The organism is Bacillus manliponensis (genome assembly GCF_000712595.1).
Lineage (GTDB): Bacteria > Bacillota > Bacilli > Bacillales > Bacillaceae_G > Bacillus_A > Bacillus_A manliponensis.
In genome coordinates, this window is record NZ_JOTN01000001.1 from 25,698 (window position 1) to 42,304 (window position 16,607).

The following is a 16,607-nucleotide window of genomic DNA, read 5'->3' on the forward strand; positions in this document are numbered from 1 at the left end:
TCTTTTTCTTAAATTTAGCAACTTCCAAGCTTCTCTACTTCTATCTCAATTTCCTTCACATCAATACGCTCAAATAGTGCTTCCACGTTATAAACATACTCTGACAACTCTATAATAGGATGCCAATTACTAGAAGAAATCTCCAGCATTTCCTTCACTTTGGAACTTGAAAATGGTAGAAATGGCTGAAGCAGCTGCGCAAAGTTTGCAATGTAATATACACACTGCCTCATCGTTTCCTCGCACGCTTTTTCATCTTCATTTATTTGCTTCCAAGGTGCTCGCTCATCAAAATATTTATTTGCTCGGCGCACCTCTGCAAATATCGTTTCTAATGCAAGCTTAAATCGTCCGTTTTCAATTGCAGTTCCTACTTCTTCATAAAGTCCTTGTATATTCGCTGTAATTTCGCCAGCTGGCACTTTCCCACCATAATATTTCTCGATAAACTTTAATGTCCGATTCACAAAGTTTCCATATGCTCCAAGCAATTCACCGTTATGACTATAAATAAATTCCCGCCAAGAAAAGTCTGTATCCCGATTTTCTGGCGCATTAATCGTTAAGAAATAACGAACAGAATCCGGATGATAACGTTCCAACATATCAGGCACCCACACAGCCCAGTTTTTACTCGTTGATAATTTTCGCTTCTCAATCGTTAAATACTCATTTGAAAAGATATGAGTCGGCAACGCTTCTTTCCCTACTCCCATTAATACCGCTGGCCATATAATAGAGTGAAACGGAATGTTGTCTTTCCCATGCAAATAGTATGTTTTCACATTGCTATCCCAAAACTGACTTACATCCTTTCCCTTTTCCTCTGCCCATCGTTTATTCGCTGAATAATACCCAACTACCGCCTCAATCCAGACATAAATCTTTTTATCTTCATATCCTTTCACTGGAATAGGAACGCCAATTGGTAAATCCCGAGATACAGCTCTATCATGTAACCCTTCTTGTAAATAACGCTCCGTAAGCTGCACCGCATTATCGCGCCACGCTCCAGATTGCTTTGCCCGCTCTACCATTTTGGCAATTTCATTTTGAAACTGATGAAGTGCAAAATAAAAGTGTTCCGTTTCCTTTGCAATGGGTTCTGCTCCGCACAATTTACATTGCTTCTCTACTAAATCAAGTGGATCTAAAATTGCGGAGCACGCATCGCACTGGTCGCCTCGTGCTTGTTCTTTACAATGCGGACATTTCCCTTCAACATAACGATCCGGCAAAAATTGAGTACAGGCTCCGCAATACGCTTGTTCTACTGCTTTTTTATAAATAAAACCTTTTTCTAAAAGCTCTAAAAAAATTTGCTGCACCGATTCATGATGGTGCTTCTCATCTGTTCTTGTATAATAGTCATACGTAAAGCCAAGCGCTTGAAAACATCGATGAAACTCTTCATGATAATAATCTGCAATTTCTTTCGGTGGTACTCCTTCTTGTTTAGCGCGAATAGCAATAGGTGTTCCATTACAATCACTCCCGGATACGTAAAGAACATCCTCTCCTTTCATTCTGTAATAGCGTGCTACAATATCTCCTGGTAATAAACTAACAACATGCCCTAAATGGAGCGATCCATTTGCATATGGCCAAGCTCCTCCAATAAAAATCGTCATCTTTCATTCCTCCTTTAAATATAAAAAAGCCACGCCCTTATCTAAAAAGATAAGGGCGTGGCTATATTAACCGTCGCGGTACCACCTTATTTCGTTAACTACTCACATAGTTAACCTCTACAAGTACGGAGCATATGCTCTTATACTGTGATTGTAATAACGAGAATCAACTCCCGGCGCCGCCTACTATTATCATCCGATAAGTTCAGGGCGCAGCTCAAAGGCCATTGTTCAAATGAAGATTCTTGCTTCTTCTCAGCTACCGAAGCTCTCTGGAAAGAATGATTTCATTCTACTTTTCCTTATCAACGCTTTTCATATATGTATTGTATTCTATGAGTTAAAAACAGAAAAGTCAATCTTTTCGCGAGAAGGAAATTCTCCTCCCTCCTCCGAATATAATACGTCCCATAAAGAAAGGAGTAATCACATTGAAACAAAAACAATTAAGCACAATAAATAAACAAGGATGGAGTAAAGCAAACTTACATATTAAAGAGTTAACAGAAGAACATGGTTCCCATTTGCGCTGGGCTTTTCCTCCTTCCTCACCAGAATGTATTGAACAAAAAGTTCCCGCTCTCTATACATTACTTGCAAAAAAATAAAGTGAAGCTTCACTCAGTGGGGGAATTCTTCCCCCCACTGAGTGTTAGCCCGACCAATTGGGCTTTTACTGGCTGTTAATGCGGGATAATACAAAAAACGGATCCCCGCACATTGGGATCCGTTTTTGCATGTGTAACGCACATAAGTTGAGGTTGGAGATTACCTACATTTTGTATAAATAGGACACAAGGTATTTCAACATTTCTTTTCGACTTTTACAGTCAAAAGAGGTATAACCAACATGACGAAAGGTAGCGCCACGAGTTAATAATGAAAATCATTATCAACTAATTAGAAGTATACAGGAACAATTTTATAATTTCAATAGCTATTTTTAAATTAATTTTAAAACTATATATTCACTATGAAAATATATACATTTTCCGAACTTTTCCATTAAAGTCTAATTTCTCCCTTTTCTTTTGCTATAATTTTAAATGAAGGAGAATCACTCCCTCAAATAAAGCGTTTTATTTATATATTAAATAAATAATCATTAAGGTTTAAAGGCGGGATTTCAATGAATAATTTAGGAATTCGTAAAAAGCTAGTCCTTATGTTTTCAGGCATTTGTTCCTTATTTGGTATTTCACTAGTCATTATTCTTCTATTCACTATGAACCAAGCAAATGAAACAAAAATATTAAAAGATGAAGTGTCTCGTAGAGCAACGATTTTGAAAGAGCGTGGTGACTTATTCCAAGCGCAAGTCTCTGGCTTACAAGGTTATTTGCTATCACAAGATAAAAAACAATTAGAGAAATTTAATCAAGCTGGCGAGCAACTAGCTGCAACACGTGAACAAGTAACAAAAGATAAGCACCTATCAGGAGAAATTAAAGAAACCGTTTTAATGGGAAAAGAATGGCGCGCTATTATAGATGAAAAAGTAATTCCTCTCACAGAAGAAGGAAACTGGGAAGAGGCTTCTAAAATCGCACTTGAAAATAGCGAATTAGTAGAAACTGCTCTACAAAACTTCGCAATGTTCGCAAAAAATGAAGATAAAAAGCGTGATACATTAATTGCAAGTCTTGAGCAGACATCCGATATCATTCAGTACGCTGTCTTTCTATCTTTAGTGATATGTTCCATGCTTTCAATTGTTCTTGCACTATCGTTCTCTAACAAACTTGTTAAACCCATTCACGAGATGAATGATAAATTAAAGGAACTTGCTTCTCAAGAGGGTGATTTAACAGCCCGTCTTACGATTCACAGTAAAGATGAACTCGGCGATATTGCCACATCATTTAACCATATGTTAGACAATTTACAGCATATTATCGGCCGTGTTCAAACGGTGTCTGAAGAAGTACGAGAGGCCTCTTTGCAAGTTGCTGCTGGCATGAATAGCTCAATGAACGAAACAACATACATTCAACAAACAATGGGTGCATTAGAAAGTAACATCATTGCACAAGTTTCTAGTATTGAAGAAAGCTCTACAGCAATGGATGATATGACAACTGGTGTACAACGCATTGCAGAATCTGCCTCGACTGTTGCTAGCCTTGCCGGAACAACTTCAGAAAAAGCAGATATCGGAAATAAAGTTATTGAAAAATCTATTTCACAAATGACAGCTATCCACGAAGCTGTAAACGAAACATCACAAGTAGTAGATCGTCTCATTACCCATACAGAACATATTGATACCGCACTGCAAAGTATTTCACATATCGCTGAACAAACGAACTTACTCGCTTTAAACGCATCAATTGAAGCTGCTCGGGCTGGCGAACAAGGAAGAGGGTTTGCTGTCGTAGCCGATGAAGTAAGAAAACTTGCAGAACAATCAAAAGAAGCAGCAACTGACATCAATCAGCTTCTACGTCACATTCAAGATGAAACAAAAACAGCAAACGTCATGATGACAAAAGGACAAAGTGAATCAGCAGAAGGAATTGCAATTATCCGTGAAGCTGGTTCATCATTTACTACCATTACTGAACATGTACATAACGTATCAACGCAAATACAAGAAGTTTCCGCTACTGCTGAAGAAATGGCTGCAAGTGCAGAAGAAATGAATACGTCTTTAAACAATATTTCTTTCATTTCAAACGAAGTAGCAGCTGAAACAACAAAAACGTCTCATTCTGCTGAAGGACAAGTAACAATGATGAAAGACATGTCCGTCATGGCTACAAAAATGAAAAACGTCATTGAAGAGCTAAATACGCTCGTGTCTCATTTTAAAATATAAAATAAAACTTCAATTAGTGGAGCTTTTACTAGATAAAGGGTAAGCAGTGGCCTATATGATGCCACTGCTTATTCTTCCTTATAACCCCGTCCCCTATTTTCCTGTTACCTATATTTTTCTAATTTATTATAAAAAATTATTATTTTCTTATATTCCAAAATTCTGTTATACTCTTTCATGTGGAATATTCCTTGTTATTTTTTTATTTTTAATATAAAAAAATCAATATAAATAAATCTTAAGGGGATGTATATATGAAATTTGTTTCAATCCGCAAGAAACTCATGTTTATGCTCTCTACAATTTGTGCTTTATTCGGCATTGCTTTAGCATGTATTTTCTTTTTTGCATCGAATCAAGCAAAACAAGCAGAAGTATTACAGCAAGATGTTTCAAAAAAAGCCACCCTTTTAAAAGCACAAGGAGATGCATATCAAGTACAGCTGTCTGCTCTTCGTGGTTATTTACTGCAGCATAATGAAGTAGAAGTAAATAAAATGTATGAAATTGAAAAAGAATTAAATGATCGAGCAAAAGTGTTACGTGCTGATCCAACTGTTCCTCAAGAAGTGAAAGACACAATGGTGACTGGTGAAGAGTGGATTGCATTTTTGAAGAACGAAGCACTTCCACTTGCAAAAGAAGAACGATGGGATGAGATTACTCAAGTTGCCCAGTCTAAAAACGAAATGGTGTATAAAGTCATTGGCGACTTTTCAAAATATAGCAATGACTATAATAAGCAGCGTGATGATTTAATTAAAGAGATTGAAGCTGCGGCAGCGTTTATTAAATATGTGATTTTAGCAGCAATTATTGTGTGTACCTTAACTGCCTTACTACTAGCTTGGTGGTTCTCTGGCAAACTTGTCAAACCAATTCAAGAAATTGATGAAAAATTAAACGAACTTGCTTCTCAAGATGGTGACTTAACAGCTCGTTTACATGTAAAAAGTAACGATGAAATCGGTGCCATTGCTGATTCATTCAATCAAATGCTAGCCAACTTACAGCATATTGTAAGTCGTGTTCAAAAAACATCCGCCGAAGTACAAGTTGCTTCTGAAAATGTTCTAGCGCAAACGACTACATCGATGACAGATGCGACACAGATTCAAAAAACGATGACAGAATTAGAAAGTAATATTCAAGCGCAAGTTTCAAGCATTGAAGAAAGTTCAACGGCTATGGATGATATGAGCACAAGTGTACAACACATTGCCGAATCCGCTTCTGCTGTAGCTGAACTTGCTGTAACAACATCTGAGCAAGCAAACGCAGGAAGTAGTGTCATTAAACAATCCGTAACACAAATGCAAACCATTCATGAAGCAGTAAATGCAACTCATCAAGTCGTCGAACGTCTGATTACGCATACAAAACATATCGATACAGCTGTACAGTCTATTTCACACATTGCTGAACAAACAAACTTACTTGCCTTAAACGCATCGATTGAGGCGGCTCGTGCTGGTGAACAAGGAAAAGGTTTTGCCGTTGTTGCTGATGAAGTAAGAAAGCTTGCCGAGCAATCAAAAACAGCTGCGGTTAGCATTAACCAGCTTCTTCACCACATTCAAGACGATACAAAATCAGCAAGCGAAATGATGATTGATGGGCAAGTAGAAGCTGCACAAGGAATTACAGTCATTCAAGAAGCTGGTGCTTCCTTCTCTAACATCGTGAACCAGATTAATGAAGTATCAACAAAAATGCAAGACGTATCAGCAACTGCTGAAGAAATGGCAGCAAGCGCTGAAGAGATGAATGTCTCTCTAAATAATATTGCATCTATTTCTGGTGAAGTATCTGCTGAAACAATGCAAACAGCAAACTCTGCTGGTGCACAAGTAACCGTAATGAAAAACATGTCAGAAACAGCAGCGCAAATGAAGCATGTTGTAGAAGAGTTAGAGGAACTTGTATCTCGCTTTAAAACTGAAGATTAAAAGACCCCCTTCTTTTTAGTTGAAACGAGTATCCCCTCTATATTTTTTATCACAAACTCTCTTTTCAACTATCTTCATAGCCGTAATGAAAATATGAGATATAAACTTCCCTTCATATAAAAGGAGCGTCCAATCGTATATAAAAGCGATTAGGACGCTCTTCTTTTTCCTCGAGCTAGATTCCTGCACCTTTCCCTGCCTATCCTGTATAATGAGAATACATATCACAAAGTGAGGTGTTACGTATGTCGAAAGAATTTGAAGATAAAATATATGCAAATTTAGAAGCTGTTATTGATCCCGAACTAGGTGTTGATATTATTAACCTTGGTCTTGTATATGATGTGACAGCTGATGAAAACTATAATGCGATTATTACAATGACAATGACATCAATTGGCTGCCCAATGGCTGGACAAATCGTAGCTGATGTAAAAAAAGTATTAGCAACAAACATCCCGGAAATCAATGAGATTGAAGTCAATGTCGTCTGGAATCCACCATGGACAAAAGAGCGAATGTCACGCATTGCAAAAATCGCATTAGGAGTTCGCGATTAAATTATCATTTTCTATACAAATACAGTGAATCTAAATAATGAACAACAAAACACCTCCTATATAGGAGGTGTTTTCCTTAAGCTGTTATGCAGAAAATACGATACAAATTAAAATCTGAAAAGCTACTTCCCTCTTTTACTTCCACTCTGCAATTCTATCAATTGGCAGACGAACAGATTGATAACCAGCGTCAGCTGCTTTACCAATTGATATTAACATAACTGGGACATAGCGATCTTTATCCAGTCCAAATGCTTCTGCAATTTTATCTTTCTCGAAACCACCAATTGGACACGTGTCATATCCATGTGCACGAGCTGCTAGCATAAGTTGCATGGATACAAGACCACCATCAATTAAGACAGTATCTCTCATCACTTCTTTTGAAACTGTAGACATGTATGCTTTAATTTGGACCATTTGTTGTTCTTTCACTTCGGCAGGCATATATCCAAGTTCTACTGCTTTACTATAAATCTCTTCTCCATACTCAAAGTTATTTAGATCACCAAATACAGCAATCATAGCTGAAGATGTTTCTACTTGAGAGCCGTTAAATTTAGCGAGTGGAGCAATTGTTGCTTTTCCTTCCGCACTATCAATCACAAGAAATCTCCACGGTTGCATATTAATTGAAGACGGAGCTAACGTTGCTTTTGTAAGAATTTCTGTCATTTCTTCCTTGCTAATTTTTACATTTGGATTGTACTTACGGATTGAACGACGCCCTGTCACGATTTCTGTAAAGTCATTTGTTTTCATTGTGTTATTCATAGATGGATACTCCTTTTCTTATACTACATTTCATTTATATTTTTTTGAATACGATCTAATACTTGTAAAAGTTCATCACGCTCTTCTTCTGTAAAACCTTTTAACGCAGAAGAAGCGAATCGCTCCTGTTCTTCTCGAAAAGAACAAAATGCACCCCGGCCATAATCGGTTAAACTAACAAGTGTTACCCGGTTATCCGTCGACTTTTTACGTCTCGACACCATCTCTTTCGCCTCAAGATACTTCAAGTGCCTTGTAATGGCAGCATTATCAATGCCAACTTTTTTTTGAAGCTCCTTTTGGCTCATTTCGTCCACCTGATATAGCTGATACAAAAGTTCTAATCTTGACTGGCTAAGACCTGTACATCCTTCAAATTTCGAACTGATTTCTTTATTTACTAAATGTAAATTATATAAAATAAGCGATTGCTTCACACATGAACTCGTCACTGTGCTCCCCCTTTGTCATTTACGAACCGTTAGTTGATATATCAAAATTTGATGCATCAATATTTGATATGTCAACTAATATACATGAACTCAATTTATAATGCAACATTTTTCACTTGGTAGTATATGTATTATGTATCCTTCTTACATTTTCATACAAACAAAAGTAAAACCACCTATCACCAGAAACTAGGAAGTTTTATGTTCTTAATAAAGAACAAGACCTGACAAGAAACTGTCAGGTCTTTGTTTTCTCTTATTTTACACCTACTGCATCGTATGCTTTCTTAACAGCTGCTACTTCTTTCGAATTTGCACCATATAAGTCTTCTGCTGATTGAACTGCAGCTTGACGCATCATGCTAAAGTTCGAATTTGCTGTTAAATATTTCGTAAGTGAACGGTAATAAATTTTCTCTGTCGCTTCGTGGCCAACACCTTCTACTTTCACGCCATAGTGCTCTCCACCTTCAGCGATTAAGTATGCCGCTTTATTGTTAATGCTACTGTTAATATGAACACCACCGTAATCAGCTGTGCCCGTGTAGCGTTTGCTATAATGATCTGGGTATCCTTCAGATGGCTTTAATGGATTTGGAATTGACGCTGGATCACTTAATGAACGAAGCGCATCACCTTCTACACCTGGCGTATACACATCTTCTCCAAGCAGCCAGTCATCACGGTCTACCATCGCACCAAAAATATCAGAGATTGACTCATTTAGTGCACCAGATTCATTTTCGTACACTAAGTTCGCCGAATATTCTGTTACCGCATGAGCTAATTCATGGGCAATAACATCTAAGCTTCCTGATAACGGTAAAAATACTTCTCCATCACCATCACCGTACATCATTTGAATACCGTTCCACGCCGCATTGTTCCAGCCATCGCCGATGTGGACAGTTGAAATTAATTTTGCTCCTTGATCGTCAAACGAGTTGCGATCAAATGTCTTTTTGAAATAATCATACACTTTCGCTGCATTTGCATGTGCATCAACAGCTGCTTTATCATGGAACATTTTGGACTGACTCTCTATCTCCTCACCTGTGTAGCCAAACCATTGTGATAATAAATTAAACAACCCTGGACTCATATTCTCTGCGTCAAATGTATGAACCCCGTTTCCACGCGTTCCATCAAATAAATAGTATTTTCCTGTTTTGTTATCTTGTGAAATTTTAAATGATGTTCTTTGTCCTAGCACGCCATATCCAAAACCTTCCATATTATGAACTGCATTATACTTGTTAATGACATTTCCATTTGTCGCATCGATGAAGTAATGCCAGTAGCCTGGCTCCGGCTTAGAAATAGAAGCTTTTACTAAATATGATAAATAATACTTTCCGTCTTTTTCATATACAAACAAGTCTTTTTTGATACCATCATAATTCTCTACTTTTCCAATTTCTTTTTCAATCTCTGCTTTTGCAATTTTTTCAGCTTCTTCTTTTGAGATGCTTGCTTCAGCCGGAATATTTTTATCCGCTAAATCTGGAACAACTTGTCCGAAGAATGCTTTTACATTGTTGTTTTCATCAAGTGCAACTGTTTGATCTGATCCGTAAATTGGAACGTCGTTATGCGTCTCAACTAATTTTATATGCGTTGTATTTGTCTCTTCATCTTTCTCTTCAGAAATAATTTCAAAATGCTGTTTCATATTTCCAGCTAATTGAAACATCTCTTTTTTACTCTCCAAATATTGGAAGACTGTTTCTTTTTTATCTAAGCCTTCCGGGGCTTTCCACTCTTCCCCTATGTAAGCTGGTGTTTTAAATTCTTGGTGGTATTGAATTTGCTGTTCTTCCGCTTGTACCTTTGAACCAAATGCTCCAAATCCTCCTACAACAACGGATAACGCTAATGCTGATGAAACGATTTGCTTTTTCAATCTAACACTCCCCATTCCCCCAAAATTTTGTAACACTCACTTACAATATTTCTAAGAAGGAATCAGATTCCCTACTTTAAAAAGTTGAGAAAGTTTTTACTTTGTTATTGCACACCTACTGCATCATATGCTTTTGTTACAGCTTGCGCTTCTTTCGAATTCTTACCATATAAATCTTCTGCGGATTGGATCGCCGCTTGACGCATCATGCTAAAGCTTGAATTTGCTGTTAAATATTTCGTTAACGCTTGATAATAAATACGCTCCGTCGCTTCACGGCCAATCCCTTCTACCGTTACTCCATAATGTGTACCGCCTTCAGCAACTAAGTGTGCTGCCTTGTTATTAATACTACTATTAATATGAACGCCACCATTATCCTCTGTTCCTACATAGCGCTTGCTGTAATGATCTGGATAACCTTCAGATGGCTTTAATGGATTTGGAATTGATGCTGGATCGCTTAAAGAACGAAGTGCATCTCCATCTTTTCCAGGTGTATAAATATCTTCACCTAACTGCCAATCGTCACGGTCTACCATTGCACCAAAAATATCAGAAATGGATTCGTTTAATGCACCAGATTCATCTTGATATACTAGATTAGCAGAATGCTCTGTAACCGCATGTGCTAACTCATGCGCAATCACATCTAAGCTAGCTGATAACGGTAAAAATGTTTTACCATCTCCATCACCGTACATCATTTGAATACCATTCCATGCAGCATTGTTCCAATTCTTCCCTAAATGAACACTTGAAATTAACTTCGCGCCCTTATTATCAAAAGAATCACGCTGGAAAGTTCCCTTAAAATAATCATATACTTTCGCTGCATTTGCATGCGCGTCTACCGCAGCTCGGTCTTCGAAAAACTCTGTTTTACTTTCAATCTCTTTTCCAGTGTGACCCGTAAATCTTGATAATATGTTGAACCATGTTGGATCCATATTATTTGCGTTAAACGTGTGGACACCTTTGCCTCGTGTTCCATCAAATAAGTGGAACGCTCCTGTTTTTTGATTTTTAGAAATCTCAAATGTTACTTCATTTCCAAGTACCCCGTATCCTTTCCCAGTAATATTATGAACTTTATTATATTTATCAATTACGTTTCCATTTGTCGCATCAATAAAGTAATGCCAATATCCTGGCTCTGGCGTTGAAAGGGAAGCTTTGATTAAATATGCTAAATAATAAGCCCCATCCTTTTCATATACATATACCTCTTTTTTCACACCATCATAATACTCTACTTTACCAACTTCTTTTTCAATTTCAGCTTTTGCAATCTTCTCTGCTTCCTTCACTGAAATTTTCGCTTTCGCTGGAATATTTTTATTTTCTAAATCCGGAACAACTTGTCCGAAAAATGCTTTCACATTATTATTTTCATCAATTGCAACTGTTTGATCAGCCCCATATACAGGGATGTTATTATATGTTTCAACTAGTCTTATATGCGTTGTTTTTGTAGCCTCAGCTTGTTCCTCATTTACAACCTTAAAATGCTTTTTCATATTTCCAACAAGCTGAAACATATCCTTCTTACTTTCTAAATAATGAAATACCGTTTCTTGCTTACTCAGCCCTTCTGGAGCTTTCCACTCTTCAACAATATAAGTTGGTGTTTTGAATTCTTGGTGATATTGAATCTGTTGTTCCTCGGCTTTCACACTAAATGCCCCAAAGCCGCCAAACATAACTGATAAAGCTAATGTAGACGCAACAATTTTCTTTTTCACCGAAACACTCCCTATCCCATTTTTTTGAAGCTCGTACATGAAATTCGCAAAAAAGGAATCGATTCCCTACTCAAAAAAGTTGAGAAACTTTTTCATTCAATAGAAAAAGGGTGCCAATATGACACCCTTTCTTATTACTGCTTCTTCATTTCAATTACTAAATAGTGAGATTGTTCCTTAGCTACGATATGAATATTTTCTTCAACAGCTTCCGCTGCATCTCGCATCACAAGTGTTTCCCCGTTTACTATGCCGCTTCCTTCAATTTGAACAAGATACGCTTGACGTCCCTCTTTTACTTCAAAAGTAATTTCTTTTCCTTTTTCTAAAGAAAGAGAATATAAATTTGCATCTTGATGAATTTCAATTGGTGCACCACCATCTACTAGAGAAACCATGTGGAACCAACCATTCTCACGCTTGTTCCAATCAAACTTGAACTCACCGTAATTTGGTTTATGACCAGCTCGGTCCGGCAAAATCCAAATTTGCAGTAAACGCAATGTTTCATCACCTAAGTTATGTTCACTATGAAAAACGCCTGTCCCAGCGCTCATATATTGAACATGTCCGCGCTCAATTGTCCCTTCATTTCCCATACTATCTTTATGTGTTAGCTCTCCATCAACAACGTAAGAAATAATCTCCATATCGCGGTGTGGATGCATATCAAACCCCGTCTGGGCCGCAACTAAATCATCATTAATAACACGTAGCGCTCCAAATCTCATATTACTTGGGTTGTAGTAATCTGCAAACGAGAAATGGAAATGTGTATCTAACCAACCGTGATTTCCTCTACCCATTTTTGTATGATCAATTTTCTTAAACATATCCTTCACCTCATTTTATCTCGAATTCGAGATATTATTTTAAAAAATTTTATGCCTGTAGCTTTCGCAACAATTCTAATAATTGCTTTTGCTCTTCTTTATTTAATTTGCTAAACTGCTCCGCTTGAAATGTTTCCTGCGGCGGAACAACTTCTTCGTATAACACTCTTCCCTTCTCTGTTAAAGAAAGGTACTTCGCATTTCCTTCCTGTTCGCGAGAAATAAGTTCTAGTTTCTCCATCTTATTAACAAGCTGCGTCACATTTCCTTTTGTCACAAACAGCTTCTTACTAAGTTCTTGCTGCGTCAAACGTTCATGTCCACCAATTTGTGCCAACATATCAAACTGAGCTGTCGACAAATTCCACTTCTTCAAATGCTGATTCGTGCTGCGAACACTCCCATTATAAAAGCGCGATAATCGAAACCATAACAACAATCCAAGACGTTCCTCTGTTTTCATCTCATCACCTCATTTGCTTTACATTTATAGTTTAGAACTAAACTTCTTTATTGTCAATTACTTATTTTAAATAAGTAAAAAGAACAGAAACTGGGCCCTGCTCTTACTTATCATTAAATGCAATAGTCCGGTATGACTTATGTCTCATCCAGTTATACAACAATTTAAACTACTCCTCTAATACATGTAACGTCCGGCACAACTGATACAAATAATTCACACCACGAACTTGCGCCCGATTTAATTGATTCAAGTACTCAATAGAATCCTTCGCGACTTTTTTCGCCTGTTCAATGTTGTTATGATCTAATTCCTTTATGACTTCTTTAATGACATCAAGTGAATAGACACTCGTTTTTAACGTACGAATGATTAAAATTTTCCTTACATGAAATCGATTAAACCTTCTATACCCGTTTTCTGGATCACGTGATGTTGTAATGAGTCCTATCTTTTCCCAGTGACGTATGGCCGAACTTGGGACTAACGTTTCTTCCGATACTTCGCCGATTGTCATCCACTTCTTCTTTCTCGGTACATCTATGTTATCAAACTCTTGTCCTTCCAAAACTTCAACTGTCTTCTCCGCAACTTGTTTATCACGGTACAAAGCTGCCTGAGCTTCGCTAACGAGCCAAAGTGCCGCGTCTACCTCTTTCTTTTGAATCTTTTTCAGTACATCGCTAATAAGCTGCATGCTAAAAACGGGATACATCGCACGAATACAGGCAAAATAAGCAACATGTTCTTCTGTATAAATGCGGTAACCATTTGGAGCACGCTCAGGGGCTGGAATAATCCCCCATGATTCATAATGTCTAAGAGCACTCGTACTAATATTTAATTGTTTCGCAACATCAATTGGACGAAATTGCAAATCGACCCACCTCTTCAGTTAAAGATTATAAAAAAACATTAAAATACCATGACGGATTTTTTAGAAATAACGCTATTATATCAAATCTATTTTCTTAAAACCTTATCACTTGCATGAAAGTTGTACAATAAGGTTGTAAATTAAATTGTAATGAGGAGGAGATTTTATTTGAAACATACAATTGAAATTAAAGGCGCTTACGAAAATAATTTAAAAAACATCTCTTTATCGATTCCGAAGCATAAACTTGTTGTAGTAACTGGACCATCTGGATCTGGCAAATCAACGTTAGCAATGGATACGCTGCAACGAGAGTGTCAGCGTCAATATATGGATTCTATGGGTATGGCAACTGATTCCTTAAGTAAATCAAAAGTAGATTCCATTACAGGGCTTTCTCCTTCTATTAGTGTTGGACAGCACGTTACAAACCGCAATCCTCGTTCAACGGTTGGAACTGTAAGCGATATGTATACGTATTTACGCTTTATCTATGAAGTTCTTGGCGAGCGTCCTTGCCAAAACTGCGCTACAACTATATTCCCAAATTTAGAGACGGATGATACAAATAATCTCCAATACTGCCCAAACTGTAATCATCCTCACGAAAGACTAACGAGTAGCCACTTTTCGTTCAACACACTAAATGGTGCATGTGAAACTTGTAGCGGTATGGGGAAAGTTTCTCACATTCGTATGGAATCTGTTTTTAATGAAGAGTTAAGTGTCAAAGATGGCTGTGTTTCCATTTGGTATGCCGCTTACCTTGATTATCAAGCGAATATTTTAGTAGAAGCAGCAAAACATTACGGATTCACATTTGATCTTGATATGCCTCTCAAAGATTATAGCGATGTACAACGTGATTTGTTATATTACGGCGTTGAAAGTGATGAGTTTAAAAGACATTTCCCTGACATCAACCCGCCAAAAAGCGTTGGAAAAGGAAAATTTGAAGGCGTACTAACTGGCATGTGGAGACGTTATAAAGAAAAGAATGGGCAATCTGGTGATGCTGCTTATTTCTATGAAAAACAATGTCACGATTGCGATGGAAAACGACTCAAAAAAGAAAGCCGCGAAGTGACAGTTGCAGGTGCCCCCATTACAGACCTTTCAACATTTTCACTGGAAAATATGCTTTCTTGGTTACTTGAACTAGAGCAGTCGCTTACACCTAAAAGTAAACTACTCGTTGAAACCGTCTTACATGACTTTATTGTAAAAGTAAAAAGGGTAATTGATGTTGGATTAGGCTACTTATCCATTGATAGACAAGTCATCACATTATCAGGTGGCGAAGCTCAGCGCCTAAGACTTGCAAATATTCTTGGCTCTGGCTTAACAGGTGTACTCTACATTTTAGATGAACCAACAGCCGGACTACACCCTAAAGATACAAAAGGACTTATTCATGTCATGAAACAACTCCGCGATTTAGGAAACACCGTTTTAGTGATTGAGCATGACATTGAAGTCATGCGCGAAGCCGATCATATTATTGATATGGGACCAGAAGCTGGGCACAAAGGTGGTACTGTCGTTGGAGAAGGGAGCTTACAACAATTAATCGAGCAAGAACAGTCTGTTACAGGCGCATTCTTAAGAGAGGAAACTCCTCATACACAAATGCGCAGAACAGGTAACGGCCAATTCGTTACAATCTCTAATGCAACGAAACATAATTTAAAAGATGTAACAGTCTCCTTCCCACTCGGTTGCTTCATTACTGTTTCTGGAGTGTCTGGGTCAGGCAAATCTACATTAGTCTTTGATTTACTCGCTTCTGAAAAGAATGAGAACCGCACAGGGTTTGAAGCTGTAAAAAATCTCGTTACCGTTACTCAGTCCCCGATCGGTCGTATGCAGCGTTCTAATATTGCCACATATACAGACACGTTTACATTATTTCGAAACTTATTTTCAAGCCTCCCTGCTGCAAAAGAGCAAGGACTAAAAGCAAAGGACTTTTCCTTTAACACACAAGGAGGTAGATGTGAAAACTGCCAAGGCCTAGGATTTGTAACAATCGACATGCATTTCTTACATGAAATTGAAGTAAAATGTCCAATTTGCCAAGGAAAACGTTTTAAAGATGAAATTTTAAATGTCACTTACAAAGAGCATTCAATTTCTAGCATTCTTGATATGACCGTAGAAGAAAGTCTACCTTTATTCCACGATCACAAAAAGCTAATCAGTATGATAGAACTGCTATGTGAAATCGGACTTGGTTATTTAAAATGGGGGCAATCTGTCACAACATTATCTGGAGGAGAAGGACAACGACTAAAACTCGCAAAAGATTTAAACAAACAATCAAAAGACCACACTCTTTACTTACTGGATGAACCTTCAACAGGTCTACATCCAAGTGATGTAAAGAAACTGCTTCTTCTATTAAACAGACTCGTTGATGCAGGGAATACCGTTATTGTTGTAGAACACAATAGCGATATTATTCGGAGCGCCGATTGGGTCATCGATATGGGACCACTCGGTGGAGAAGCAGGTGGTATGGTCGTTGCAGAAGGTACACCAGAAACAATTGCAGCTACAGAAGCCTCTTATACCGGTTCTTTTTTAAAGTAAAAGCTTATAT

At 37.6% G+C, this 16,607-nt stretch carries 13 protein-coding genes and 1 other annotated feature; of the genes, 5 read left to right on the forward strand and 8 right to left on the reverse strand.

Features of this window, described 5'->3' with window-relative positions; genetic code table 11:
• Positions 1 to 14 precede the first annotated feature (14 nt).
• Positions 15 to 1,631 (reverse strand): methionine--tRNA ligase, encoded by a 1,617-nt coding sequence (gene metG / locus BAMA_RS00125; RefSeq protein WP_034634844.1) that lies wholly within the window; start codon positions 1,629 to 1,631, stop codon positions 15 to 17.
• Positions 1,632 to 1,679: 48 nt separating this feature from the next.
• Positions 1,680 to 1,949: a binding site (T-box leader), on the reverse strand.
• Positions 1,950 to 2,062: 113 nt separating this feature from the next.
• Here metG and BAMA_RS24365 point away from each other — a divergent pair.
• From BAMA_RS24365 to BAMA_RS00140, 4 genes are all read left to right on the forward strand, one after another.
• Positions 2,063 to 2,239 carry a hypothetical protein gene (locus tag BAMA_RS24365; protein WP_157405934.1) on the forward strand — a complete coding sequence of 59 codons (177 nt, stop codon included), beginning with the start codon at positions 2,063 to 2,065 and terminating at the stop codon, positions 2,237 to 2,239.
• A gap of 521 nt (positions 2,240 to 2,760) precedes the next feature.
• Entirely contained in the window at positions 2,761 to 4,449 is a 1,689-nt protein-coding gene (locus tag BAMA_RS00130) for a methyl-accepting chemotaxis protein (RefSeq protein ID WP_034634846.1), read from the forward strand.
• A 254-nt stretch (positions 4,450 to 4,703) separates the two neighbouring features.
• On the forward strand, positions 4,704 to 6,398 hold the full coding sequence (locus BAMA_RS00135; RefSeq protein ID WP_034634848.1) for a methyl-accepting chemotaxis protein: 1,695 nt from the start codon (positions 4,704 to 4,706) through the stop codon (positions 6,396 to 6,398).
• A 245-nt stretch (positions 6,399 to 6,643) separates the two neighbouring features.
• A complete protein-coding gene (locus tag BAMA_RS00140) occupies positions 6,644 to 6,958 on the forward strand; it encodes a metal-sulfur cluster assembly factor (protein ID WP_034634851.1) in 315 nt (104 codons plus the stop codon).
• Positions 6,959 to 7,093: 135 nt separating this feature from the next.
• On the opposite strand, the gene BAMA_RS00145 is transcribed toward BAMA_RS00140, so the two are convergent.
• The 7 genes from BAMA_RS00145 to BAMA_RS00175 form a co-directional block, all read right to left on the reverse strand.
• A complete protein-coding gene (locus BAMA_RS00145) occupies positions 7,094 to 7,732 on the reverse strand; it encodes a nitroreductase family protein (protein WP_034634853.1) in 639 nt (212 codons plus the stop codon).
• A 23-nt stretch (positions 7,733 to 7,755) separates the two neighbouring features.
• Positions 7,756 to 8,184, reverse strand: coding sequence for a MarR family winged helix-turn-helix transcriptional regulator (locus tag BAMA_RS00150; protein WP_034634855.1), 429 nt, complete (start codon positions 8,182 to 8,184; stop codon positions 7,756 to 7,758).
• Positions 8,185 to 8,440: 256 nt separating this feature from the next.
• Complete coding sequence (locus BAMA_RS00155) at positions 8,441 to 10,087, reverse strand: M4 family metallopeptidase (RefSeq protein WP_200874654.1); 1,647 nt, start codon at positions 10,085 to 10,087, stop codon at positions 8,441 to 8,443.
• Between the two features lie 104 nt (positions 10,088 to 10,191).
• Positions 10,192 to 11,871, reverse strand: coding sequence for a M4 family metallopeptidase (locus tag BAMA_RS00160; protein WP_084157821.1), 1,680 nt, complete (start codon positions 11,869 to 11,871; stop codon positions 10,192 to 10,194).
• Positions 11,872 to 11,966: 95 nt separating this feature from the next.
• Positions 11,967 to 12,665, reverse strand: a complete 699-nt coding sequence (locus BAMA_RS00165) for a pirin family protein (RefSeq protein WP_034634860.1) — start codon at positions 12,663 to 12,665, stop codon at positions 11,967 to 11,969.
• Between the two features lie 49 nt (positions 12,666 to 12,714).
• The gene (locus tag BAMA_RS00170; protein WP_034634861.1) at positions 12,715 to 13,128 is read right to left on the reverse strand and encodes a MarR family winged helix-turn-helix transcriptional regulator; all 414 of its coding nucleotides are present in this window, start codon (positions 13,126 to 13,128) and stop codon (positions 12,715 to 12,717) included.
• Between the two features lie 169 nt (positions 13,129 to 13,297).
• Positions 13,298 to 14,005 carry a MerR family DNA-binding transcriptional regulator gene (locus BAMA_RS00175; RefSeq protein WP_034634864.1) on the reverse strand — a complete coding sequence of 236 codons (708 nt, stop codon included), beginning with the start codon at positions 14,003 to 14,005 and terminating at the stop codon, positions 13,298 to 13,300.
• 168 nt (positions 14,006 to 14,173) lie between these two features.
• Here BAMA_RS00175 and uvrA point away from each other — a divergent pair, with 168 nt between their 5' ends.
• Positions 14,174 to 16,597, forward strand: a complete 2,424-nt coding sequence (gene uvrA / locus BAMA_RS00180; RefSeq protein WP_034634866.1) for an excinuclease ABC subunit UvrA — start codon at positions 14,174 to 14,176, stop codon at positions 16,595 to 16,597.
• Positions 16,598 to 16,607 lie beyond the last annotated feature (10 nt).